Source organism: Dactylosporangium sp. NPDC005555 (genome assembly GCF_040605635.1).
In the GTDB taxonomy this organism is placed as follows: domain Bacteria; phylum Actinomycetota; class Actinomycetes; order Mycobacteriales; family Micromonosporaceae; genus Dactylosporangium.
This window is the reverse complement of the sequence record NZ_JBEXDG010000086.1, coordinates 1-23,095: the sequence shown is the minus strand read 5'-3', so window position 1 is coordinate 23,095 and position 23,095 is coordinate 1. Positions and strand designations below refer to the sequence as shown.

21 protein-coding genes and 2 pseudogenes are annotated in these 23,095 nt (G+C 71.1%); 15 read left to right on the top strand and 8 right to left on the bottom strand.

Annotated features, from left to right (window positions below; all coding sequences use genetic code 11):
- Positions 1-111: 111 nt before the first annotated feature.
- Positions 112-3,582: a discoidin domain-containing protein gene (locus tag ABZS58_RS47205; protein WP_354790973.1), complete on the bottom strand. Its 3,471-nt coding sequence runs from the start codon at positions 3,580-3,582 to the stop codon at positions 112-114.
- A 258-nt stretch (positions 3,583-3,840) separates the two neighbouring features.
- Here ABZS58_RS47205 and ABZS58_RS47200 point away from each other — a divergent pair, with 258 nt between their 5' ends.
- Positions 3,841-5,244, top strand: a complete 1,404-nt coding sequence (locus ABZS58_RS47200; RefSeq protein ID WP_354790972.1) for a GH1 family beta-glucosidase — start codon at positions 3,841-3,843, stop codon at positions 5,242-5,244.
- 49 nt (positions 5,245-5,293) lie between these two features.
- Here ABZS58_RS47200 and ABZS58_RS47195 read toward each other — a convergent pair whose 3' ends face one another.
- Positions 5,294-5,740 (bottom strand): response regulator, encoded by a 447-nt coding sequence (locus ABZS58_RS47195; protein ID WP_354790970.1) that lies wholly within the window; start codon positions 5,738-5,740, stop codon positions 5,294-5,296.
- A gap of 97 nt (positions 5,741-5,837) precedes the next feature.
- Here ABZS58_RS47195 and ABZS58_RS47190 point away from each other — a divergent pair, with 97 nt between their 5' ends.
- The 4 genes and pseudogenes from ABZS58_RS47190 to ABZS58_RS47175 form a co-directional block, all read left to right on the top strand.
- On the top strand, positions 5,838-6,173 hold the full coding sequence (locus ABZS58_RS47190; RefSeq protein WP_354790969.1) for an STAS domain-containing protein: 336 nt from the start codon (positions 5,838-5,840) through the stop codon (positions 6,171-6,173).
- A 79-nt stretch (positions 6,174-6,252) separates the two neighbouring features.
- Positions 6,253-7,083, top strand: coding sequence for a zf-HC2 domain-containing protein (locus tag ABZS58_RS47185; RefSeq protein ID WP_354790968.1), 831 nt, complete (start codon positions 6,253-6,255; stop codon positions 7,081-7,083).
- A 115-nt stretch (positions 7,084-7,198) separates the two neighbouring features.
- Positions 7,199-7,444 (top strand): hypothetical protein, encoded by a 246-nt coding sequence (locus ABZS58_RS47180; protein ID WP_354790966.1) that lies wholly within the window; start codon positions 7,199-7,201, stop codon positions 7,442-7,444.
- Positions 7,445-7,556: 112 nt separating this feature from the next.
- A pseudogene (locus ABZS58_RS47175) lies at positions 7,557-7,619 on the top strand (DUF4865 family protein); the annotation flags it as partial.
- A gap of 53 nt (positions 7,620-7,672) precedes the next feature.
- On the opposite strand, the gene ABZS58_RS47170 reads toward ABZS58_RS47175, so the two are convergent.
- The gene (locus ABZS58_RS47170) at positions 7,673-8,134 is read right to left on the bottom strand and encodes a DUF309 domain-containing protein (RefSeq protein WP_354790965.1); all 462 of its coding nucleotides are present in this window, start codon (positions 8,132-8,134) and stop codon (positions 7,673-7,675) included.
- Between the two features lie 65 nt (positions 8,135-8,199).
- On the opposite strand from ABZS58_RS47170, the gene ABZS58_RS47165 reads away from it, so the two are divergent.
- The 3 genes and pseudogenes from ABZS58_RS47165 to ABZS58_RS47155 form a co-directional block, all read left to right on the top strand.
- Entirely contained in the window at positions 8,200-8,463 is a 264-nt protein-coding gene (locus ABZS58_RS47165) for a hypothetical protein (RefSeq protein WP_344504361.1), read from the top strand.
- 141 nt (positions 8,464-8,604) lie between these two features.
- Entirely contained in the window at positions 8,605-8,886 is a 282-nt protein-coding gene (locus tag ABZS58_RS47160; RefSeq protein WP_354790963.1) for a hypothetical protein, read from the top strand.
- 45 nt (positions 8,887-8,931) lie between these two features.
- A pseudogene (locus ABZS58_RS47155) lies at positions 8,932-9,150 on the top strand (hypothetical protein); the annotation flags it as partial.
- Between the two features lie 275 nt (positions 9,151-9,425).
- On the opposite strand, the gene ABZS58_RS47150 reads toward ABZS58_RS47155, so the two are convergent.
- Complete coding sequence (locus tag ABZS58_RS47150; protein ID WP_354790961.1) at positions 9,426-13,238, bottom strand: SpoIIE family protein phosphatase; 3,813 nt, start codon at positions 13,236-13,238, stop codon at positions 9,426-9,428.
- Positions 13,239-13,443: 205 nt separating this feature from the next.
- On the opposite strand from ABZS58_RS47150, the gene ABZS58_RS47145 reads away from it, so the two are divergent.
- Positions 13,444-14,130, top strand: a complete 687-nt coding sequence (locus tag ABZS58_RS47145; protein WP_354790959.1) for a GntR family transcriptional regulator — start codon at positions 13,444-13,446, stop codon at positions 14,128-14,130.
- 43 nt (positions 14,131-14,173) lie between these two features.
- Here ABZS58_RS47145 and ABZS58_RS47140 read toward each other — a convergent pair whose 3' ends face one another.
- Both ABZS58_RS47140 and ABZS58_RS47135 read right to left on the bottom strand, forming a co-directional pair.
- Positions 14,174-15,028, bottom strand: coding sequence for a DUF2127 domain-containing protein (locus ABZS58_RS47140; RefSeq protein ID WP_354790957.1), 855 nt, complete (start codon positions 15,026-15,028; stop codon positions 14,174-14,176).
- A gap of 33 nt (positions 15,029-15,061) precedes the next feature.
- Complete coding sequence (locus ABZS58_RS47135) at positions 15,062-15,874, bottom strand: phosphatase PAP2 family protein (RefSeq protein WP_354790955.1); 813 nt, start codon at positions 15,872-15,874, stop codon at positions 15,062-15,064.
- A 64-nt stretch (positions 15,875-15,938) separates the two neighbouring features.
- Here ABZS58_RS47135 and ABZS58_RS47130 point away from each other — a divergent pair, with 64 nt between their 5' ends.
- Positions 15,939-16,079, top strand: coding sequence for a hypothetical protein (locus tag ABZS58_RS47130; RefSeq protein ID WP_354790953.1), 141 nt, complete (start codon positions 15,939-15,941; stop codon positions 16,077-16,079).
- 9 nt (positions 16,080-16,088) lie between these two features.
- Positions 16,089-16,880 (top strand): maleylpyruvate isomerase family mycothiol-dependent enzyme, encoded by a 792-nt coding sequence (locus ABZS58_RS47125; protein ID WP_354790951.1) that lies wholly within the window; start codon positions 16,089-16,091, stop codon positions 16,878-16,880.
- A gap of 128 nt (positions 16,881-17,008) precedes the next feature.
- Here the strand turns inward: ABZS58_RS47125 and ABZS58_RS47120 are convergent, their stop codons facing one another.
- Positions 17,009-17,353: a hypothetical protein gene (locus ABZS58_RS47120; RefSeq protein ID WP_354790949.1), complete on the bottom strand. Its 345-nt coding sequence runs from the start codon at positions 17,351-17,353 to the stop codon at positions 17,009-17,011.
- A gap of 121 nt (positions 17,354-17,474) precedes the next feature.
- Positions 17,475-19,697 (bottom strand): M4 family metallopeptidase, encoded by a 2,223-nt coding sequence (locus ABZS58_RS47115; protein ID WP_354790948.1) that lies wholly within the window; start codon positions 19,695-19,697, stop codon positions 17,475-17,477.
- A 194-nt stretch (positions 19,698-19,891) separates the two neighbouring features.
- On the opposite strand from ABZS58_RS47115, the gene ABZS58_RS47110 reads away from it, so the two are divergent.
- The 4 genes from ABZS58_RS47110 (at position 19,892) to ABZS58_RS47095 (ending at position 22,805) form a co-directional block, all read left to right on the top strand.
- Positions 19,892-20,293, top strand: a complete 402-nt coding sequence (locus tag ABZS58_RS47110; RefSeq protein ID WP_354790947.1) for a hypothetical protein — start codon at positions 19,892-19,894, stop codon at positions 20,291-20,293.
- Between the two features lie 45 nt (positions 20,294-20,338).
- Positions 20,339-21,442 (top strand): magnesium and cobalt transport protein CorA, encoded by a 1,104-nt coding sequence (locus tag ABZS58_RS47105; RefSeq protein ID WP_354790945.1) that lies wholly within the window; start codon positions 20,339-20,341, stop codon positions 21,440-21,442.
- Between the two features lie 20 nt (positions 21,443-21,462).
- Complete coding sequence (locus tag ABZS58_RS47100; RefSeq protein WP_354790943.1) at positions 21,463-22,008, top strand: hypothetical protein; 546 nt, start codon at positions 21,463-21,465, stop codon at positions 22,006-22,008.
- A 317-nt stretch (positions 22,009-22,325) separates the two neighbouring features.
- Entirely contained in the window at positions 22,326-22,805 is a 480-nt protein-coding gene (locus tag ABZS58_RS47095; protein ID WP_354790942.1) for a hypothetical protein, read from the top strand.
- Positions 22,806-23,095 lie beyond the last annotated feature (290 nt).

Sequence of the window (23,095 nt, the reverse complement as noted above, 5' to 3'; positions counted from 1 at the left end):
GGTTTTATAGCACGGAGCATGGAGAGCGCTCTCCACTACATAGCACGAAATTCGCTGAAAAATACAGACGAAAGGGCGGGCGGCTCGCGCCGCCCGCCCTACTCGGGTGACTTACCGGTAGATGCCGAACTCCCAGAGCGAGTAGCCGTAGGCCGTCGCCTTGGCCGTGCCGTTCATACGCACGTACCGGGCGTTGCCGTTGACGTTGATCTCGTCGAAGCCGCCGTTGCCGGTCGTCGTCGAGTAGATCGTCGTCCAGGTGTTGTTGTCGTCGGACGTCTGGATCTGGTAGCCGGTCGCGTACGCCGCCTCCCAGGCCAGGAAGACCTTGTTGAAGGTCTGCTTGCTGCCCAGGTCGACCGTGCACCACGCGGTGGCGACCCACTCCGACGCCCACCGGGTGCCGTAGTTGTTGTCGACCGCGTAGGACGGCAGCTGCGGGCCATTGGTGCCGGTCGGCTGGTAGGTCGACGCGGTCACGGTCTTGCCCTGGGCGATGTTGGTGCCGGCGATGACCGGCGGCACCACCTTGAACGACTTCGTCTCGATGCCGACGTTGCCCTGGCCGTCGAAGGCGTAGACGTAGACCTTCCACACGCCGAGGGTCTCCGGAGCGGTCACCGTGAAGGTGGAGCCGTTCTGGGTGAACTTGACGTTGCGGAAGCCGGTGTTCCCCGTGATGTGCTTGTCGCTGATCATCACGTTGTACCGGATGGTGTCGTTGTTCGGGTCGGTCGCGGCGACGTTCACGGTGAACGTGCCACCGGCCGGCACGGCGGTCTGGTTGCCGACCGTCATGCTGGTGATCTCCGGCGCGGTGTTCGCGAGCGGGGTACCGGTGTAGGCCTGCTTCAGCGCGCCGTACCCGAGCCGGCGCCAGCCGCCGCCGTAGGTGTTGAGCCAGACGCCGCCGAAGTCGTTCTCCAGGCCGTAGTGGAACTCGGTCGCGCCGAGCGCCACGCCGGGGTGCCCCTTGATCGCGTTCCAGCTGGCCGTGTAGCCCGCCCGCTTCTGCAGGTCGGTCGGCTCGCTCGGCACACCGTTGACGTCGTTGGGGACCTCCCACTCACCGGACGGGCCGGCCTCGGTCACCACGTACGGCTTGGTGTAGCCGCCGGCGATCCAGTCCGGCTTGATGTTGTTGATCGCGCCGTACGAGTTGACCGCGAGCAGGTCCAGCGCCGGGGCGTTGTTCTTGTAGTACGGCCAGGCGCCGGTGTACGCGTCGGTCGAGGTGACCGGGTGGTTCGGGTCGGCGGCGTGGATCGCGATCGCCAGCTCGTTGACGTACTTGGCGTACGCCACGCGGCGGGCCTCGACGTCGGCGGCGGGCAGGCCGTGGTCCTGCATGGTGAGGATGACCTCGTTGCCGACGTCCCACATCAGCACGCCGGGGTGGTTCTTCAGCGTGTTGACCCGGTTCACGATCTCGGTCTTGGTGGCGTTCTTGTACGCGGTGTCGTTGACGTAGTCGGCGCCCTGGTTGAGCCAGTGCCCGACGATCACCTTGAGGCCCTGCTGCGCGGCCCGGTTGAGCAGCGTCGGGGTGTTCGCGTCGTCCACGCCCCAGGTGCGGATCGTGTTGACGCCCATGTTCTTCAGGTCGCGCATGTAGCCGTCGGCGGCGGCCTGCGGCGGACCGTACGTGAGGCCCTTGACCTCCCACGGCTGCCCGTTGACCTGCAGCTGCCAGTTGCCCTGCGAGCCGGTGACCTTGACGACGCTGGCGCCGGTCGGGGTCGCCGGGTCGGTCATCGCGGCCGGCGTGGTGCCGGTCTGCTTGGACACCGTGACGGAGTCGACGGACAGGATGCCGCCGGACGTGGTCTGCGGGGTCGGGACGGTGTAGCCGGCGATGGCGTTCGGCCACGCGCCGCCCATGGCCAGGTCAAGGCGCAGGTAGAAGCCGTGCTGGACAGCCGCGTTCCACGCGGTGACGCCGACCTGGCTCTTGCGCACGACCCACGACTGCTTGCCGTCGAGGTAGAAGCGGATCTCCTCGTCGGTCTTCGTGCGGTCGATGACCTGGGTGTACTCGTGGAAGCCGGTCTGGCAGCCGGTGCAGCTGGCAAGACCCGAGGTGCGGCCGTTGTACTCGCCGCACGGCCCGTCGGGGGCGGTGCCGCAGTGCAGGGTCTGCGACAGCTGGCTGCGGCCGTTGGCGTCGGTCATGATGTCGGTCTCGCCGACACCCGGCCAGTTGGTGTAGTTGCCGCGGTAGGCGGCGCCGGTGGCCCGGAAGCCCGGCCAGTAGCCGTCACCGTTGGCGACGTCCGGCTGCTTGAGCACGGCGGTGAACTTGACCTGCTCGCCGGCGGCGGCCTGGAAGTCGGTCCGCTGGGTCTCGATGCGGCCCGACGTCCACGCGCCGGCGCCGTCCCGGACGGCCTTGATGTTGAGCTTGCCGGCGCCGTCGAGGTAGACGTTGGCGGTCGACGCGCTGGCCGTCTCGACCGAGCCGGTGCCCCAGTTCGCGGCGCCGCCCGGGTACTGCGTGCCGGTCCGCAGCAGCCAGTTGGCCGCCGACGGGGAGGAGTTGGCCGGGCCGTCGAAGGTGTCGGTCCAGACCTGCGTCCAGTTGGGGTCCGGCGGCGTCGAGGTGCTCGGCGACGGGCTGCTGCTGGTCGGCGGCGTGGTGGTCGTGCCGCCGCCACCGAGGGCGACCTTGAACTCCCACAGCGAGTAGCCGTAGCCACCGGGGCGGGCGGTGCCGTACATCCGCACGTACCGGCCGGAGCCCGTCACGGGGATGGTCTGGGTGCCGCCGGTGCCGGTGCTGGTGGAGTAGACGTCGGTCCAGCTGGTGGCGTTGTCGGAGACCTGGATCTGGAAGGCCTTGCCGTAGGCGCCCTCCCACTGCAGCACGACCTGGCAGACGCTCTGCTTGCTGCCGAGGTCGACCTGCAGCCACTGCGGGTCGCTGAACTGGCTGCCCCAGCGGGTGCCGGCGTTGCCGTCCACGGCGTTGGCGGCGACGACGTCCGCGCCCTCGACGCTGGAGGCGGTGGCGGTCTTGCCCTGGGCGGCGTTCGTCCCGGTGTCGCAGGCGCCCGGGTTCGTGGTGCCGTCGAGCGAGCCGTACACCTTGAACTCATACAGCGAGTAGCCGTAGCCGCTGCCCCGCTCGGTGCCGCTCATGCGCACGTAGCGGCCGGCGCCGGAGACGTTGAGCGTCTGCGTGCCGCCGGCGCCCGTCGTGGTGGTGTAGATGTCGGTCCAGGTCGAGTCGTTGCCGGACGTCTGGATCTTGAAGGACTTGCCGTAGGCGCCTTCCCACTGCAGCACGACCTGGCTGATGGTGGCGGGGCCGCCGAGGTCGATGCGGATCCACTGCGGGTCGCTCCACTGGCTGCTCCAGCGGGTGCCGGCGTTGCCGTCGTTGACGAAGCTGGCGGCAACGTCGGGAGCCTGATCGGACGACGAGGTGACGGGCTTGCCCTGAGAGATCAGGCTGTCCGCGGCGCGCGCGAACGGCGCGACCACGACAGCGATGGCGGCGACGACGGCAACGACCAGGGCGATGCGCCATCGCGAACTGAGCAGTCTCCGCCAGGCGGGGGCGGAAGCATGTGCCGGATGCACGTGAGCTCCTTGCTGAGGGGTGAGGAGGCGCGGCGGGCGGTTTTGGAGAGCGCTCTCCGATAGGTCGCAGTGTTGCCCCGTGGTTTCCCGCGTGTCAAGAGTCCTGGATTTCTTTGGCGGCATTTTGTCCCTTTTAAGGCGATCCGCGCCTCCTGGCACCTTGACACCCGCGCACACGACGTCGCAGTCTGGTCACTCTGCTTGGAGAGCGCTCTCCAAGCTTCCTGTCTGTTGACGTACGGGGAAGTGGTGGTGGGTGTGAGCACGACAGCGGTGCAGACCGCGAAAGGCGTCCTGACGTTTCCCTCGAACTTCTGGTGGGGCGCGGCGACCGCGGCCTACCAGATCGAGGGCTCCGTGGACGCCGACGGCCGCACCCCGTCGATCTGGGACACCTTCGCCGCGCAGCCGGGCCGCATCGACAACGGCGACACCGGCGCCCGCACGACCGGGCACTACGAGCGCTACCGGGGCGACGTCGCGATCATGAAGGACCTGGGGCTGTCCGCCTACCGGTTCTCGATCGCGTGGCCGCGGGTCCGCCCGGCCGGCGGGTCCGGGGTCAACCAGGCGGGGCTGAGCTTCTACGACCGCCTGGTCGACGAGCTGCTCGCCGCCGGGGTACGGCCGGCCGCGACGCTCTACCACTGGGACCTGCCGCAGGAGCTGGAGGACGCCGGGGGCTGGACCAACCGGGACACGGCGCTGCGGTTCGGGGACTACGCGGCGGCGGTCGCGGCCCGGCTCGGGGATCGGGTGGCACTGTGGAACACCCTCAATGAGCCGTGGTGCTCGGCGTTTCTCGGGTACGGCACCGGTGGGCACGCGCCCGGCCGGCGTGGCCATCTGAACGCCCTTGTCGCCACCCACCACCTGCTGCTGGCGCACGGTCTCGGGGTCGCGGCGCTGCGGGCCGCCGGGGTCGCCGGGCAGGTGTCGGTCGCCCTGAACGCGGGTGCCGTGCGGCCCTTCACGGATGCCCCCGCCGATGCGGACGCCGCGCGGCGGATCGACGGCCTGCTGAACCGGATCTTCTTCGAGCCGATTCTGTGCGGCACGTACCCCGCCGACACCGTGCACGACATTGCTGACATTACCGATATGTCGTATGTGCGCTCGGGTGATCTGGACATCGTGTCGGCGCCGGTCGACGCGGTGTGCGTCAACTACTACCAGCCGGACCTGGTCAGCGCCGCCACCGACGGGACCCTCGACGAGGGAACGCCGTATCCGACCGCGCAGCACGTCCGCTTCCACCCGACCCCCGGGCCGGTCACGCACATGGGCTGGTCCGTCGACCCGACCGGACTGCGCGACCTGCTGCTGCGCATCCGCCGCGACTACGGCGACCGCCCGATCTACGTGACGGAGAACGGCGCCGCGTATGACGACCGCCGCTCCCCCGACGGCGCCGTCCACGACCCGGAGCGGATCGCCTACCTGCGGGGCCACCTGGCCGCCGTGCACGAGGCGATCACCGCCGGCGTCGACCTGCGTGGGTACTTCGCCTGGTCACTGCTGGACAACTTCGAGTGGGCGTTCGGCTTCAGCCGCCGCTTCGGCCTCATCCACGTCGACTACGACACGCTGCGGCGCACCGTGAAGTCCTCGGGCCGCTGGCTCGCCGACGCGATCACCCGCAACGCCATCGACGCGCCCTGACCCTGCCTTCGGCCCGGAGGACCCTCCATGGGTCTTCCGGGCCGCTTCGTCATACGTTGACGCTGCGGCGGACGCTGATGTAGAAGGTCTCGATCCGGCGCACGACGTGCATGAGGCTGGCGAAGTCGACGGGCTTCAAGATATACGTGTCGACCCGCAGCTCGTGGCTGCGCAGGAAGTCCTCCTCGGCGCGGGAGCTGGTGAGCACCACCACGGGGATGTCGTTGAGCGCCGGGTCGGCGTGGATCTCGGCGAGGACCGTGCGGCCGTCGATCCCCGGCAGGTTGAGATCCAGCAGTACGATGTCAGGGCGGGCCGCGTCCGCGTGGACACCCTCCCGGCGCAGGAACCGCAGCGCGTCGGCGCCGTCGGAGCACACCGTCAGCCGGTTGGACACCTTGTGGTCGGCGAACGCTTCGCGCGTGATGAGCACGTCGCCCGGATCATCCTCGACGAGCAGGATCTCGATCGGCACGCCGGAAGGCGAGTCGTCCACGGTGCGTCCTCCCCATTAGCATGTCCCGGCCCCACGATAGCGCCTGCCGCAAGACCGGCTACGGTCATACCGCTACCCACGAAGTGGAGATTGTCTGATGCCGTTCGCGATCTCGACGTTCAACGGGCACAGCGTGGTCCGGGCGGACGGCGAACTCGACGTCAGCACCGCTCCGGCGCTGCGCCAGGCGATCACCACCGCGCTCGACGAGGGCGACGGCACGGTGATCGTCGACCTCACGACGGTCACGTTCATGGACTCCACCACCCTCGGCGTCCTCATCGGCATCCACAACCGGGTCCGCCAGGGCACCGGCGCTCTCGGCCTCGTCTGCCCCGACGACAAGATCCGCCGCATCTTCCGGATCACCGGCCTGGACAAGGTCTTCACCCTGCACGACACCGTCCCCGACGCGGCCGGCGCCCTCGCCTGACGCCCGACGTCCGGAGCGCACCGCGAGGGCGGCTGCGGGCCACCACCCGCTCCGCGCTCCGGTCTGGCACGATCGGTGCGTGGAGCGTTCATCTGACGCCGGTTGCCCGGCCTTCCGCGAGGCGCTGTCGGCCCGCCTCGACGGCGAGGACGAGCCGATCGACGCCGCCCTCACGGACGCGCACCTTCGCCGCTGCCCCGCCTGCCGCTCCTGGCACGCCGACGCCGTGACGGCCACCCGGCTCTTCCGCGTCCAGCAGGTCCCCGTGCAACCCGTGGGCGCCGACGACCTCCTCGCCGCCCTCGACGCCCACGGCGTCCTCCCGGCGGCAGACGCACCTCCCCCGCCCGCACGTGCGCCACGCTCCGCGCGATGGTTCCGAGCCGTCGACCGGCGCCGCGTGGTGCTCGCGCTGCGGGTGCTGCTCGGGCTGTTCGGGGCGGCGCAGTTCATGCTCGGCATCGCTCAGGTCACCGACGCGGCCACCGCCACCGACCTGCACGGGGACGGGGCCGGGCACCTGTGGCACGAGTCGGCCGCCTGGAATGTCGCCATCGGGGCCGGGTTCGGCTGGATCGCCAGCCGGCGGGGCCGGCCGGCCGGGGCGTTGCCGATGCTGACGGCGTTCGTGGCGCTGCTCGCCCTGCTCAGCGTCAACGACCTCCTCGCCGGGCGGGTCGAGACGGAGCGGCTGCTGAGCCACGGGTTCGTTCTCGCGGGGTACGCGATCGTCGTCGCCCTCACGCGGCCCGCTCTCGACCCGGATCGCCCACCGTCCCGCCTTTCCGGACCAGGCTCCTCGTCACCAGGCTCCTCGTCCTCCGCGGGAACCCCGCCGGAGCCTCGGCGACGGTTGCGTCTCGTCCCCGGTCAGGCCACGGGCCGCAGCACCAACCGCGAAGCCGCCTGACTCCCCTCCTGACGTCCATCCGACGCGTGTCGAGCCTCACGCGCCATTCAGCTGTGATGATCTTTCTGAATCGATACAGTGGAGCAGACACCGATTCGAGAAGGAGCACAGTCAGATGCCCACCCAGACCACAGCCAGCCGGGTCCGCAACGCCGTCGCCAGCCGCTTCGAGGCGCGTCGCGCCCGGCGGACGCTCGCCCGGGAGATCGCGGCGTACCGCACGCCGGCCGAGCGCCTCGAGCTCGACCTGATCCTCGGCCGCCACACCGCCGAGGAGACCAGCGAGATCGACGAGATCCTCCGCTCGCAGGCGGCCGCCGAGCGGTCGATCTTCCAGGCCCCCTGGGTCGACCGGACCTGACGCACCACCGACGGGAGCGGCGCCGTGCCGCTCCCGTTTTCGCCGTCCATGCTGTACAGAGCCCCTTTCGACAGCGCCGTCCGCGGCGCGCTGGGCCTGCTGCGGCCGTCTGATGCCCGCCATGCAGTACGAGCTCACCCTGCCCGCCGACTACGACATGGAAATCATCGCTACGAGGTGCTGCACCTGTCCGCGCCCGAGCCGCCCGCCGAGGCGGCGGCTGACACCTCAGTCCGCTCGCGGCGCGCACAAGCGGGGTGGCGCCGCGTCCCGCCGGGTCGCCGCGGAGCGGGCCCACAGGGCGAGGCCGGGGGCGTCGATGCCGTGCGGGGCGGGGTGGTAGGCGTCGAGGCGGTCGGCGGCCCGGGTCAGCAGGCGCTGGGCGCCGGTGGGGTTGCCGCGGTGCAGGTGGGTCAGGCCGACGGCGAGCTGGGCCAGGCCGCGCCACAGCTCACGTTCGGCCGGCGGCGCGCTCTTCCAGGCGGCTTCCAGGACCTCGTGGGCATGAAACGGGCGGCCGCCGTCGAGCAGCTCCTGCGCCAGGGTCAACGCGGTCGCGGGAGTGACCTCCAGATCGTCCGGCATCGTCGGTACGCCCGGCGCCCCGTGCGGCAGTGGACGGCCCAGACCGTCACGGGGACGGGCGTTGCGCGCCCGGCCGGCGCTGTCGCGGTCGCGGTCCGCGTCCACAGGGCGATCATGTTCCACATCTACCAACGTAGTCGTCATGGTGCACGTCCGGCATGATGGACCGCGTGACGCAATGGGAGTATGCACGGCTTGAATACCGGGCGGCGGGGACACTGGGCACGGACAAGTTCGAGGACTGGGACGCGGTGTTCCACCACCCGGGTGGGGTGCAGCGGTGGGGGACCGACGAGCGGTACAACGACCTGCGGCACCTGAACCGGGCCGGGGCCGAGGGGTGGCAGGCATATGACCGGGCCGCGCTGGTCGTCGGGCAGCCGCACCGGCTGCACGCCGTGACGTATTCGCTGCGCCGGCCGATCCAGCGCTGACCGCTCGAGGCCGATCCTGGGGTCGTGGCCCCAGAGGCCTCCGGAGCTGACCACTCCACAGCCGGCTCACAGCCGCCTGCCAAGCGGAACGCAGGCGGTGCTCCAAGACTCGTGGCAGCAGACGAGTGGAGGGAGCGCACCATGGATCGGGCACAGGGCCTCCGACGTGCGACAGGTCTCACCGGCCCGCTCGCCGCGATCGGAGTCGCGGGCTCGCTGGCGGTCGCCGGTGTGGCGTACGCCGGCCGCGTCCAAACACCGAGCAGCACTGACGGCACGACCGGCACCGGCACCGGCAGCAGCACCGAGGACAGCACCGACAACGGCTCGGCGTGGCCGCGGCTCAGCGACGACAGCAGCGGCACGAGCAGCGACAGCGGCAACAGCGGCGGCGGCAGCCAGGCCACGACGGGCGGGTCCTGAGATGGGCACCGTCGAGCATCTTCCGGTCGGCGACGGGACCGCGCAGTGGGCGGCGTGGGGCACCACGGTGCGGCTCGTCGTCACCGACCCGGCGGCGCTGCCGGAGGCCGAGCGGATCGTGCGGGCGAGCTCGACGCCGTCGACCGGGCCTGCAGCCGCTTCCGTGACGACGCCGAGCTGCAGGAGGTGCACCGCAGGGCGGGGCGGCCGGTCGAGGTCAGCGAGCTGCTCGCCGGGCTCGTCGCCGTGGCGCTGCGGGCGGCCCGCGACACCGGCGGCGACGTCGACCCGACCGTCGGCGCCGCGATCTGCCGCCTCGGCTACGACCGCGACTTCGCGGCGATCGAGCGACGGCAGCACACCGGCTCCGGGAAGCCGCTCATCGTGTACCCCACCGGAGCTTCTGGAGCAGGACGAGTGGGGTTACCCGCGCAGCACCGGCGGCGGCAAGGAACCCCCGGTGCCGGCGGACCTGCTCCCCCACGCCAGACGAGCCGTGGAGCACTGCCCGCGCCTCGCCCTGCACCTGCGGTGAGGCGTCAGATCATGCGCATGCACCAGACGGCCTTGCCGTCCGCGGTCGGGCGGGTGCCCCAGCGGTCGCACAGGGACGAGACCAGCTGCAGGCCGCGCCCGTGCTCGTCATCAGGGGTCGGGCGCTGCTTGCGCGGCAGGTAGGTCGCGGTGTCGTGCAGCTCCAGCACGACGTGGGTGCCGCCGTTGCGCAGCCGGAGCTGGATCGGCGGGCGCCCGTGCAGGACGGCGTTCGCGGCGAGCTCGCTCACGACGAGGACGAGGTCGTCGATGACGCGGGACGGGACGTTCCAGCGGCCCAGCGTGGTCGCGACGAACTGGCGCGCGGTCCGCACGGCCCGCTCCTCGGCTGGGATGTCCTGGATGACGGACTGCTCCTCGCCGGGCGCGGCGACGACCCGGGCGAGCAGCACGGTGATGTCGTCGTCGGGGCCGTCCGGCAGCAGCGCCTCGACGAGCCGGTCGGGGACGTCGGCGAGGGGGCCGGTCGGTGCGGTCAGCGTCCCGACGTGGGTGGCCAGGGCGTCGATGCCCGTGTCGAGGTCGCGGTCGCGGTGTTCGACGAGGCCGTCGGTGTACAGCGTGAGCAACGCCCCGACGGGCAGCTCGACGCGCTCCTCCGCGAGCGTCAGCGGGCCGGTGCCCAGCGGCGGCCCGTTGACGGTGAGGTGCCGCACGGTGCCGCCGGGCAGCAGGAGCAGCGGCGGGAGGTGGCCGGCGTTGGCGTAGGTGAGGCTGCGCTCGCCCGGGTCGTACACGGCGTAGACGACGGTGACGATCTGGTCCTCGCGCAGGTCGCGGACGACACCGTCGAGGAACTCCAGGACGTCGGCGGGTGGCAGGTCGAGCCGGGCGTAGGCGCGGACCGCGGCCCGCAGCTGCCCCATGACGGCGGCGGCGGGCACCCCGCGGCCCATCACGTCGCCTATGACGAGGGCGGTACGGTCCGCGCCGAGCTCGATGACGTCGTACCAGTCGCCGCCGACCTGGGTGCCGGCGACGCCGGGCCGGTAGTAGGTGGCGACGTCGAGATGCTCCGGATCGAAGGTGAGCGGCGGCATCAGGCTGCGCTGCAGCTCGTCGGCGATGCGGTGCTCGCGGGCGGCGGCCTCCTGCAGCCCGCTGGCGGCGGCGAGGGTCTGCTCGGCGCGGCGCTGCTCGGTGACGTCCTGGTTGGAGCCGCGCAGCCGGACGGGGGCGCCGGCGGCGTCGCGTTCGAGCTCGCCGATGGTGCGGAAGACCCGCAGGGTCCCGTCGGGCTGGTAGACGCGGCACTCGTAGTCCAGCGGCTCGCCGCTGATCGCGGCGGCCATCGCCGCGTCGACGAGCTCGCGGTCGTCGGGGTGCAGGCGCGCGTCGGTGGCCTCGCGGGCCGCCGGGTCGAGCAGGTCGGCGGCGGTCATGCCCATCTGGCGCAGGAACTCCTCGGAGCCGTGCACGTCGCCGGTGGCGAGGTCGAGCTCCCAGCTGCCGACGGACGCGAGGCGCTGCGCCTGGTCCAGCAGCTCGCGGCTGCGCTGCAGCTCGTCGCGGGTGCGCCGGACCCGGTCGAACTCCAGGTTGGCCCGGACCCTGGCGCGCAGCTCCCGCGGCGAGAACGGCTTGATGAGGTAGTCGTCGGCGCCGGCGTCGAGCCCTTCGACGGTCGCCTCGTCGCCGGCCCGGGCCGACAGCATGACGACCGGCAGGTGCGCGGCGGTGCTGTCGGCGCGCAGCGCGGCGACGAGGCCGAAGCCGTCGAGCTCCGGCATCATGACGTCGGTGAGGACCAGGTCGGGCTGGGTGTCGTGCAGCAGCCGCAGCGCGGCCATGCCGTCGGTGGCCTCGACGACCTGGTAGTCGGCCTCGAGGATGGTGCGGATGTAGTCGCGCATGTCGGTGTTGTCGTCGACGACCAGGACCGTCGGCGCGGCCGACCGCACCACCGCCGCGGAGGACGGCACCGCCGAGGCCAGGGACCCGGTGGACACGGTGGACACCGCGGGCACCATCCAGCGCTCGACCTCGGCGAGGAAGCCGGGCACGATCCGGTCGGCCGTGACGTCCCGCTCCCCCTGCTCGTCGGCGCCGCCCGCCGGCCCGGCGGGCAGCTCGGCGAAGGGCAGCGTGACGGTGAACGTGCTGCCGACGCCCGGCGCGCTGCGGATGCCGACCGTCCCGCCGAGCAGCGCGGCGAGCTCGGCGACCAGCGCGAGCCCGATGCCGGAGCCCTCGTGGGTGCGGGAGCGGGTGCCCATGATGCGGTGGAACCGGTCGAAGAGGTTTGCCTGGTCGGCGGGGTCGATGCCGACGCCGGTGTCGGTGACGCTGAGCTCGGCGGAGGTGTCGTCCGCGGACGCGGCGACCTTGACGGTGATCGAGCCGTCGAACGTGAACTTCAACGCGTTGGACAGCAGGTTCAGCGTGATCTTCGCCCATATCTCGCGGTCGGCGAGGACCGGCCGGAGCAGCGGCGGGCAGTCCACGACGAGGCGCAGCCCGGCGCGCTCGGCCGCGGAGTCGAACATGCCGGCCAGCTCGGCGGTGGCGGTGGCCAGGTCGATCGGCTCGAAGCGGGGCTCGAGCTTCCCCGACTCCAGCTGCGAGAAGTCCAGCAGCGTGTTGACGAGCTTCAGCAGCCGCTCGGCGTTGCGGTGCACGACCTCGACGCGCTCGCGCTGCCCGGGCGGCAGCGGCGTCGCCTGGTCGGTCAGGGCGTCCTCGGCCGGGCCGAGCAGCAGCGTGAGCGGCGTGCGGAACTCGTGGCTGACGTTGGTGAAGAACGCCGTCTTGGCCCGGTCGAGCTCGGCGAGAGATTCCGCGCGGCGGCGCTCGGCGGCGTAGGCGCGCACGGTGCCGATCCTCGCCGCCAGCTGCCCTGCGAGGAGGTCCACGAAGCCGCTGTACGCCGAGTCGAACGGCCGGTAGCGGTTGAGGCCGACGACGAGGAACCCGTAGGGCCGGCCGCCGCCGGGCTTCGGCAGCGGCACGAGACGGACCTCGGTCGGCGGCTCGTCCCACGCGCCGGCGGGCAGGTCGGTGTATCCGCCGAGGGTCAGCGGCACGCCCCGGGCGAGCTCCGCCACGGGCCAGAACGGCTCGGCGTGCGGGTCGAGGACGGCGGGCGCCACGGTGTCGGCGAGAGGTCCGGCCGGCACGCCGGTGCTGCACGCGAGGTGCGCGGTCCCGGCCTCCTCGTCGAAGAGGTACATGAGGGTGAACGGCAGGTCGTCGTCGCGGACGCCCAGGTGCCGGGCCGCGCCGGCGCAGACGGCCTCCTCGGTGACGGCCTCGTTGTCCGCGGCGGTCGGCCCCGACGCGTCGGCGCTGAGGTCGCGCAGGGTCGCCATGCGGCGGTCGCCGACGATCCTGTCGGTGTCCTCGCTGACCACGCAGAGCATGCCGGCGATGACGCCGTCGTCGTCGGTGAGCGGGCTGTAGGAGAACGTGTGGTAGGTCTCCTCGGTGTAGCCGTTACGGCTGAGGAACAGGCGCAGCGCCTCGTCCCAGGTGGCGGTGCCGGTCGCCATGACCGCGGCGATCCGCGGGCCGATCTCGGGCCAGATCTCGGCCCACACGTCCCGGGCCGGCTTGCCCAGCGCCCACGGGTACTTCTTGCCGAGCGTGTCGCGGCGATAGGCGTCGTTGCAGAAGAACGTCAGGTCCGGGCCCCACGCCATCCACATCGAGAAGCGCGAGCCGAGCAGGATCCGCACGACCGAGCGGAGGCTCTGCGACCACTGCGCCGGATCGCCGAGCGGCGTGGCGGTCCAGTCGACCGCGCCCAGGTCACGACTCACTTCGGACTCGTCGCTCATCGACCAGGCCGCTTCACCCACTCGAACAGCGTACAAAGATAATCGCGAACGCGCCGCTGCCGCGACACCGAACCAGCGCACCATCGGCGGTGCGGCCGCCCCCGTCTCGCATCAGCCGCCCCGCCGATGGCGCACCAGCTGCGGGAATGTGAGGATGACGCTGCCCTCCACCCGATCGTATATGATTGTGGGGGCGCCCGGCCCCTGTCAAGAGCGGAACTCGCACGTGCAGTCTGAGCACAGCAGCACCGGGCCGACCGCGCCCTCGAAGCACGAGCTCGCCTATCGCCGCATCCGGCAGCGGATCATCGACGGTCGCTATCAGCCGGGGCACCGTCTCGTGCTCAGCACGCTGGCGCGGGAGCTCGACGTCAGCCCGGTGCCCGTGCGGGAGGCGATCCGGCGGCTGGAGGCGGAGGGCCTCGTCAGCTTCGAGCGCAACGTCGGCGCCAGGGTCGCCACGCTCGGCACCGACGACTGGGTGCAGCTGGTGGAGATGCTGGCGTTGCTGGACGGATACGCGTTCGCCGACGCGGCGCCGCGGATGACCGCGGAGCGGATCGCGACCGCCAGGGACCTCAACGCGCAGCTACGCGTCGAGCAGGCCAACGAGCGGACGATGGCGCTGCACCGCGAGTTCCACCGCACGATCTTCGGCTGCTGCGGCAACCGGCACGTGATCGAGGCCCTCGAATGGATCTGGGACCGCATCGACGCGTCGCGGGTCCTGGCGTCGCTGTACCCGCCGCTGCGGTTGCAGGCCGCGGTCGAGGAGCACGACGAGCTGCTGGACCGGCTGGAGCGGGGCGAGGACGACGCCGGCACGCTGGAGGCGTGCGCCCGCGAGCACAATCTGAACACCATCAGGGCGATCAGATCCGCCAGGGCGCAGCCGGAAGCCAGAGGGCAATAAGAAGACCGGCATCCACGGGGGAAGATGCCGGTCTCGCTTTCAACTATACGACGCCCGCACGATTCCCGCCAGTGGGCAGTTCGGCCGGAAGCCCGTCACCGTGCGAGGCGGGCGGCTTCGGATTGCGCAGCCCGTGCGGCAGGGTCGGCTCGCTGGCGGCGATCTCCACCTCGATGAGGCTGGTCTCGTGCCGCTCGGCGGCGTGGGCGGCGTGCCCGCCGCGCAGGCCGAAGAGCCGCTTCGACAGCAGGATGTAGAGCACGGCGACGATGTTGATCACGAGCGCGCCGATGCGCAGCCAGGTGACCTTCTCCGTCAGCTCGTAGATCTCCACCGGCAGGCCGAGCGAGGTCGCGACGACGGCGAAGTACTCGCCCCACCGCTTCAGCATCCACAGGCCGACACCCTCGACGACCTGCAGGACGCCGTAGAACATCAGGCCGAGCGCGACCCACAGCAGCGTCTTGGACTCCGCCTCGATGACCGTCCGGATGGTGTGGATCATCGCGGAGTCCTCGAACCTCCAGCCGATCCGGTCCGCGAACGGGCGCAGCAGTGGCAGGTCGTCGTTGAACGCCCGCTCGACGCCGTCGCGATGCGTGCGGAAGCGGTACACGCCATAACCGGCGAGGAGCACGGCGATGCCCTTGGCGAACCGCTCGATCGACAGCAGCCGCAGCACGAGGGCGTCGCGCAGCGCACGGCCGCGCAGCACGATCGGGGCGCCCGCCGCGGGGCCGGCCGACAGCGGCTCGCCGATGACGAAGTCGCCACAGCGCAGGCAGCGCCACGCCTCGCCGACCGGGGTCGTGGCGTGCAGCCGCTCACGGAAGGGCGCCTCGTCGGGCGCGTACGTGACGTGCCCACGCCGCGCGCAGGTGCGAAGATTCCAGTCCACAGCGCTATTGGTACCGCACCCGCGCTCGTGCCGTCACCGGCGACGCGCGGGGCCGGTCTCGGAGATCGTGTCGCCGAGCGTGGCCAGGTAGGCGGACTCCCCGACGGCGAGGTATTCCAGGTTGCGCCGCAGCTGCGCGGGGATCGTCACCGGCACCGGGGCGGCGGTGCGCTTGCGGACGTGCCCGACGGCGAGCATCAGGGCGCCGACGAGGGCCGCGCCGACGATCCCGTCGAGCCAGTAGTGGTTGGCGGTGCCGACGACGACGACGGTCGTGAGGATCGGGTGGGCCAGCCACAGCCAGCGCCACCGGCTGCGGGTCGACACGATCAGGCCGAGCGCGACGACGAGCGCCCAGCCGACGTGCAGCGACGGCATCGCCGCGTACTGGTTGCTCAGCGTGTCGGTCTGCGGCGGCCCGTACACCGACGGCCCGAACCTCGCGGCGGTGTCGAGCATCCCGATGCCGGCGAGCATCCGCGGCGGCGCGAGGGGAAACGCGAAGTGCATGACGAGCCCGGCCGCGGTCAACCACGCGAGGATGCGCCGGAAGCGGATGTAGTGTTCGGGACGGAAGATGTACATGAATACCAGGAAGGCGACCGTCGCCGGGAAGTGCACGACCGCGTAGTAGACGTTCGCGGAGCGGATGACGACCTCGGAGGTGAGCAGCAGGTGCTGCAGCGCCGCCTCGTCCGGCAGCCACATCGCCCGCTCGGCGTGCCAGACCAGCTTCGCGTTGGCGTATGCCTGCCCGACCCTGCCGTCGACGAGCAGCCGCCCCATCTTGTAGGCGAGGAACAGGCCGACGACCAGCAGCAGCTCGGCCCAGGCACGGGGACGCACCCGCGTCCGCTTCGGGGACGTGGTTCGCGCGGCGGCGTCGTTCCGTTCACGTAACCCCGGCCCCGTGTTCACGATCGACAACGTACCTGATGTTGCCAACCCGGCAATATTGCCGTTCGGGCAGGACCTGCCATGTCCTGCGTCACAAACTTGTTTATCCTTCAAGGAAATCGTCGATATCCACTTCGATGTTCAAGAGGGTTGAGGGAGCACGATGACCAGCCGAGCCGACCAGGCGATCGCCGCCCTGCGCAAGGGCCACGACGACCTCACCGCTGTCGTCCGCGGGCTCACGCCCGAGCAGCTCACCGGCCCTTCAGCGGCCAGCGAGTGGGACATTTCCCAGGTGATCAGCCACCTGGGCAGCGGGGCCGAGATCAACCTCGAGGCGGTGCGCGCGTCCCTGGAAGGGCGTCCCGCTCCGGAGTTCGAGTTCAACAAGGGCGTGTGGGCCCGGTGGGACGGCATGAGCCCCGCCGAGCGTGCTGTCGAGTTCCCGGTTGCGAACGAGCGGCTCGTCGAGGCGTATGAGGCCTTCGACGCCACGCAGCGCGCCGAGCACCGCATCGACCTGGGCTGGATGCCCGAGCCGGTCGACGTGGCGACGTCCGCCGTGCTGCGGCTGACCGAGTTCGGCTACCACGACTGGGACGTCCGGGTCGCCCTCGACCCGGCCGCGACGCTCGCCCCGGAGGCGGCCGTCCTCATCGACGAGCGGGTCGAGGGGCTGTTCGGCTGGATCGCGAAGCCGGCGTTCCTCGACGGCCGCACCGCCGACCTGCTCGTCACGCTCACCGACCTCGGCGAGCAGCGCGGGCTGCGCCTCGCCGACCCGGTGACCCTCGGTGCCGCGCCGGCGTCGCCGGACGGCGAGCTGAGCCTGACCCTGGACGCGTTCCTGCGACTCGCGGCCGGGCGGCTGGGCCCGCAGTACACCCCGGCCGACGTGAAGATCACGGGCCCGGTCACCCTGGACGACCTCCGCGCGGTCTTCCCCGGCTACTGACCCTCGGCAGAGAGCAACCCCGGCACCCGATAGGGGGCCGGGGTTGCGAGGGGCGGTTGAAAGGGTGGTGCCGGGTTCGGCGGCGTCGTGCCGGACGGGTGGTTCCGCCTTACCCGCTCAAACGGGGATCAGCTCTTCTTGAGAGGCTTCAGGCAGAGCACGTCGCCCTTGCTGCCGGAGCTGCCCCACCAGAAGACGGACTCCGCCTCGGCGAACGGCTCGCAGGCCGAACCGGACGCCTCGGCCTGGGTCTTGTCCTCGACCTTGCCGACGACGCTGAAGTCCGCATCGCTGCTGTCGCACTTGACGATCTTCACGTCATCCGACGCGACCTGGTGCAGGCAGTCGCCGAGCTTGGCGTTCTGGCCATTGTCACGACTGAAGAACCACGAGCCGCCAGCGATGGCGGCGAGCACCACGCCGGAAATAACGAGCCTTGTAACCTTCGACATGCGCAAGTTTTTACCGGTCACGCAGAGTTCCCGCTGCCCCGTGATCGTATCGGTTGCGTCACAGCTGACCTGCATGGATGCGGGCGGGAAGGCCTGAGCCTTCCCGCCCGCACCGGTCGTGACGGTTACGCTACGTTGAGCTCTACAGCGTCAACGTCCAGGTGTCGATCCGGCCGGTGTCGAGAGTCGCGGCGTCGCGGACCCGCAGGGTCCAGGTGCCGTTCGCGGCCTCGCTCGACAGGTTGACGGAGAAGTTCTGGATGATGTTGTCGGCGCTGCCGCCGGTCCGGTTGGCCAGGTTGTAGACCGAGCCGTCGGGCGCGACGAGGTCGACGACCAGGTCACCGCGGTAGGTGTGGTAGATCGCCACGTTCACCGAGCTGGTGGCCGAGGCGTTGCGGGCACAGCCGCTGATCACGATCGTGCTGGTGACCGTGGTGTTGTCCGGGATCGCCACGTCGTTGCCGTTGGTGCCGGAGCAGCCGGGCGCGCCGTTGACGGTCAGGCTGTAGGTGGTGGTCCGGGTCGAGCTGGCGCCCGTGCCCGTGATGGTCACCGCGTACGTGCCGGACGGGGTCGACGCGGAGGTCGCGATCGTCAGCGTCGACGTGCCGCCGGCCGAGTTGATCGAGGCCGGGCTGAAGCTGGCGGTCGCACCCGACGGCAGGCCGGACGCGGTCAGCGCCACGGTCTGCGCCGAGCCGTTGGTGAGCGTCGCGGTGACCGTGCTGGTCACCGAGCTGCCCGGGTTGACCGAGCCGCTCGCCGGCGAGGCGGCGAGGGAGAAGTCGTTGCCGGTCGGGCAGACGGCGTCGTTGCCGGCCACGTTGACCGCGGTCCACGCGGCCTGGACGGCCTTGTACTCCACGGAGCAGGTGCCGTACAGGTCGGTCGCCGCGCTCAGCGAGTACGCCCGGGCGGTGTTGCCCGGGTTGCCGGTGTTCACGTACGACGTGTTGGAGGTGAAGTACACGTCGAGCGCGCGGTACCAGATCTTCTCGGCCTTGGCCCGGCCGATGCCGACGACCGCGGGAGCGGAGCCGCAGACCGGCGAGGTGCCGAAGGAGGTGGCGCCGGTGCCCTCGGCGAGGTTGAAGAAGAAGTGGTTGCCGGGGCCGGAGCTGTAGTGCACGTCGACGTTCTTGGTGGTGGTCGACCAGCAGCCGTGCGACGAGCCGTCCAGCGTCGGGTTGTACATGTAGCGCAACGGCGTGTTGTTGCCGTTGATGTTGATCTTCTCGCCGATCTGGTAGTCGCCCGGGTCGCTGGGCGCGGCGGCGTAGAACTCGACCATCGAGCCGAAGATGTCGGAGGTGGCCTCGTTGAGACCGCCGGACTCACCGGAGTAGACCAGGCCAGCGAGGGCCTCGGTGACGCCGTGGCTCATCTCGTGCCCGGCGACGTCGAGCGCGACGAGCGGCCGGGCGTTGCCGGAGCCGTCGCCGTAGGTCATCTGCGCGCCGTCCCAGAACGCGTTGACGTACGCGTTGCCGTAGTGGACCCGGCTCGGCACGCCGGTGCCGTTGCCGAAGATGCCGTTGCGGCCGTGGACCAGCTTGAAGTAGTCGAACGTCTTCGCCGCGCCGAAGTGCGCGTCGACGCCGGCGGACTGCCGGTTGGCGTTGGCGCCGGTGCCCCACACGTTGTCCGCGTCCGTGAACGTCGTGCAGGTGCTGGTGCCGTTGTTCATGTCGCAGGTGCGGCCGTTGCCGTGCGACGGGTCGATCATCTGGTACGTCGAGCCCGACAGCGTGGTGTCGATGGTGACCGCGCCGGAGTAGATGCTGTTGCCGGTGCCGTTGACGGTCTCGATCTCGTCGAACGCGCCGCGGACCGCGTTGGTGGTCGCGTCCGTGATCACGTGCAGCTTCGACGGGGTCTGTCCGTCTGCCCGCCAGCCGCTGATCACGGTCTCGTAGGCCAGGACGCCGGTGCCGTCGCTGGCGTCGACGAACAGCTCGGGGCTGCCGACGGCGGTGATCGAACCCTGGAACGCGGACTTCGCCTTGGCCGCGCCGGCCGTCTTGGACACCGTGGCGGTGGTGGCGGCGGTCAGCGGCGCCTGCAGGCCGACGGAGGTGCCGGCGAACGTGCCGTCCGGGGCGGTGTGCACGATGAAGTCCCCGCCGTAGACCCGCAGGCCGTGATAGGTGCGGGCGTACTTGGTGTGCGACGCGCCGTTGGCGTCCTTCTTGCTGGCGGTAACGGCGTACGCCTCGCTGTCGGCGGCGCGGATGTCGGCCCGGTGCGCCTGCAACGACGACGGGACCGGCGTACTGGGCGACGCGCTAACTGGTGACGCGACGGCGGCCAGTATGCCACCGGTTAGCAGCAATGCACTGGCGGCGGCGATCGATCGTTTCACTCGGCCTCCCTGGCAGCGGAACGGTGTGACGGTAGCCACGCATGTACATATAGCAATGCCTGCCGATCGCCCCCCTCATACCACTTCGTCCATATCACCGGCGCCGTCACCCGTTGGGAACGGGCGCGCGGCGACCGTTCACAACGCCATCGACGGGTCTTGAAGCCTGAGCTACCGGGGAGTAACTTGGCCGGATGCGAATGGTGGCGCTGCTGGTCGCGGCGATCGGGATCATCGTCGAGGGCGTGGTCGTCGGCGCCGCGCTGTTCGTGGTCGGCGGGGTGATCGGCGCGTATTCGATGTCGCTCAACGGCGCCGACCCCGACCACGCGCAGACCGGGATCCGGGTCGCCGCCGTCGTCCTCGGCGCGCTGCTGGTCACCCTCGGCGGGTGGCTGCTGGCCTCGGCGCTGCGGCACCGCGAGGCCCGCCGCTGGACGACGGTCGCGCTGGTGGTGCAGTGCGTGGTCGTCACCGTCGCCGGGATCGCGCTGGGCTGGGAGGTCTTCGCCGGCACGCTGCTCGTGCTCGGCACCCTGCTCTACGTCCAGCTCGACGAGAGCCCCGCGCTGCCCGGCGCGGCCGATACCCCCTGACGATCAACGCGGTAGCGTGGCGCTACCGCGTGAAGGGGGTCAGGAGTGCAGCAGGTCAAGGTCGGCCGCCGGGTCGGCAGGATGATCGGGCGGATGATGCGGCACCTGCAGCCCGGCGAGCCGCTGCCACACCTGCTCGCCGGCGCCGCGCAGGACGCGGTCGTCGACTGCGCGCTCTACGTGCGCGGCGTGCGTCAGCCCGGCGGGCACTCGTTCCAGGAGGCCTACGCGGCGGCCCGCCGGCGGCGCAACGGCTTCGTGTGGCTGGGACTGTTCGAGCCGACGTGGGCGCAGTTCGCGGCCGTCGCCGAGGAGCTCGGCCTCGACGACCTCACCGCCGAGAAGGCCCTCGCGCTGGAGCGCCGGCCCGCCGTCGAGCGGCGCGGCGAGGTGACGATGCTCGTCGTCCGCACCGCCCGCTACGTCGAGCACGCCGAGCTGACCGCCACCTCCGAGGTCGTCGACACGGGCGCCGTCACGCTGCTCATCGGGCCGCACTTCGTCGTGTCCGTCCGGCACGGCGGCGCGGGTGCGCTCGCCGACGTCCGCCAGTACCTCGAGCAGCGCCCCGCCATGCTCGGCAACGGCCCGTGGGCCGTCGCCTATGCGGTGTGCGACCGGATGGTCGAGGTCTACCACGACGTCGCGACGCACGTGGAGCAGGACGTGGAGCAGCTGGAGCAGACCGCGTTCCTGCGCGTCGGCGGCTGCGACGTGCAGCAGATCTACCAGCTGAAGCGGGAGCTGGTCGAGTTCAAGCGGGCCGTCGTGCCGCTGCAGGCGCCGCTGCGGCGGATGAACGACCCGGCGGTGGTGGAGCTGCCGCCGCCGCTGCGGCAGTACTTCGCCGACCTGCTCGGCCGGCTCACCCAGGTGGTGGAGCGGGTCGGCTCCGACAACGAGCTGCTCGACTCGATCCTGCAGGCGCGGCTCGCCCAGGTCGGCCTGGACCAGAACAACGACATGCGCAAGATCGCGTCGTGGGCCGCGATCGCCGCGCTGCAGACCGCCATCGCGGGGATCTACGGGATGAACTTCGAGCACATCCCCGGCCTGCAGTGGCAGTACGGCTTCTACGCGACCATCCTGGTCATGGCCGCCGGCTCGGTGGTCCTGCACCGGCTCTTCCGCCGCTCCGGCTGGCTGTAGTAGCCCTAGAATTCGCGGTTGTGTCGTACACCTTCATCACGGCGGCCCGGATCGCCATGCCCGGCAAGGCCTTCGACGAGTGGCTCGACACCCCGGTGCCCGACGCCACGATCATCGAGAACCCGTCGGCGATGTTCACCGGCTGGTGGTGGTCCGACCGTACGCCGGACGGCCCGTTCTCCGCGCCCGGCGCGACGCCCCGCTCGCTCGTCGCCGCCCTCGACTCCGTTGGCATCACCGTCCTGCGCCACCATGACGGTGCCCTCGAGGCATACCTGTGGACGCCCGGCCAATCAGGCTTCTGGGAGGCCCCGGCCCGGCAGTTGCTGCTGATGCTGGCCGGCGCGGCCGCCTTCAAGGACGGCGACACCGAGGACCACGTCCTGTTCTGGGAGGACGCGGCGGGCGCCCTGCCGTTCCGCAACGAGGACGCCCTGATCGCCCTGCTGACCGTCGGCCGCGGCTACGCCCGCTTCACCGGCAGGCGCCCCCTCGCCGACCTGCTCACCGCGCTGGAGCCGGCCGAGGCGGCCTTCGCCGAGCTGGCCGAGTCCTACGACGACTAGATTCCCCGGATGGTGCGCGCGGACGCCCGCGAGAACCGGGCCCGCGTCCTCGCGGCCGTCCTGCGTGAGCGCCTCGGCGACCGCGCCGACCCCGGAGATGCCGCTGCTGATCGCGCGCGGCCTCGCCCTGGTCGACCCGCGGATGCGCGCCCTGCGCACCCTGCGCGCGCTGCTGGGCCGCAACCTCGCCGCGATGTCCGCGAAGGCCGAGCGTCTGCTCGGCTGGAAGCCGCGCCCGATCGACGGCCTGCTCGCCCTGCCGAAGGAGCTCCTGCGCCACAGGGAACGCGATGCGCCGCCTGCGACTCGGTCCTGGCGTGAGACTCCCCTTGCCGGCTTTCCCTGCCGGACTGCTGCTGTCGGTCACTGTGCTGCTCTCCGCCGCCTGTACCGACGACGCCACGCCACCGCCCGCTGCCCAGCGGACCGGCTGCGGCTCCCCCGTCGAGACCGGCCCGCTGCCCGAGTGGGCCCGCGGCGGCTTCTCCGGCGACTCGAGCATGCCCCACGTCCTGGGCGACAAGGACGAGGTCGTGGCCGCCATGTTCGGCCATCCCCTGGCCGTCACCAGACCGGACGGCTCCTCCAACAAGATCCTCTGGGTGTCGAAATCCTCCACTGCGCCCGGCGACCTGCTGATCGACGCGACCCTGGACGGCACCACCACCCCCGTGCGACGCCATGTCACCGGCGGCCCGGGACCGTCCGTCATCGACCTGCCCCAGCATGGCTGCTGGCACCTCACCCTCACCTGGCCGGCCCACACCGACACCATGGACCTCGTCTACGCCCCCTGACGCGCGGGCAGCCCGCCCGCCCGTCCGGCGACCGCGGTCGAGCCGACAGGTCGGCAGCGGACACCACGCCCCTAATTCGTCATGCGGTCGAGCCCGCCGGCCCGAAGATCACCGCCCGCACCGTGGTACTCCCCGGTCCAGCCATCGACACTCGCCCATTTCCCATGATCCGGAAGACTTTGTGTCGCCAGGGCACAATGCCGGTGAGTTAAGCGTTCAGGGTGATGGATGGGGCTGGATGGTGACCGTGAAGGTTGCTGTCCAGCTTCGTTGTTTGCGGCCGGGTGGTT

What these genes read in the sequence shown, in the direction of transcription:
- ABZS58_RS47125 (WP_354790951.1), top strand. Translation starts at nt 16,089, where the DNA reads ATGACCAGCCGAGCCGACCAGGCGATCGCCGCCCTGCGCAAGGGCCAC.
- ABZS58_RS47190 (WP_354790969.1), top strand. Translation starts at nt 5,838, where the DNA reads ATGCCGTTCGCGATCTCGACGTTCAACGGGCACAGCGTGGTCCGGGCG.
- ABZS58_RS47110 (WP_354790947.1), top strand. Translation starts at nt 19,892, where the DNA reads ATGCGAATGGTGGCGCTGCTGGTCGCGGCGATCGGGATCATCGTCGAG.
- ABZS58_RS47180 (WP_354790966.1), top strand. Translation starts at nt 7,199, where the DNA reads ATGCCCACCCAGACCACAGCCAGCCGGGTCCGCAACGCCGTCGCCAGC.
- ABZS58_RS47160 (WP_354790963.1), top strand. Translation starts at nt 8,605, where the DNA reads ATGGATCGGGCACAGGGCCTCCGACGTGCGACAGGTCTCACCGGCCCG.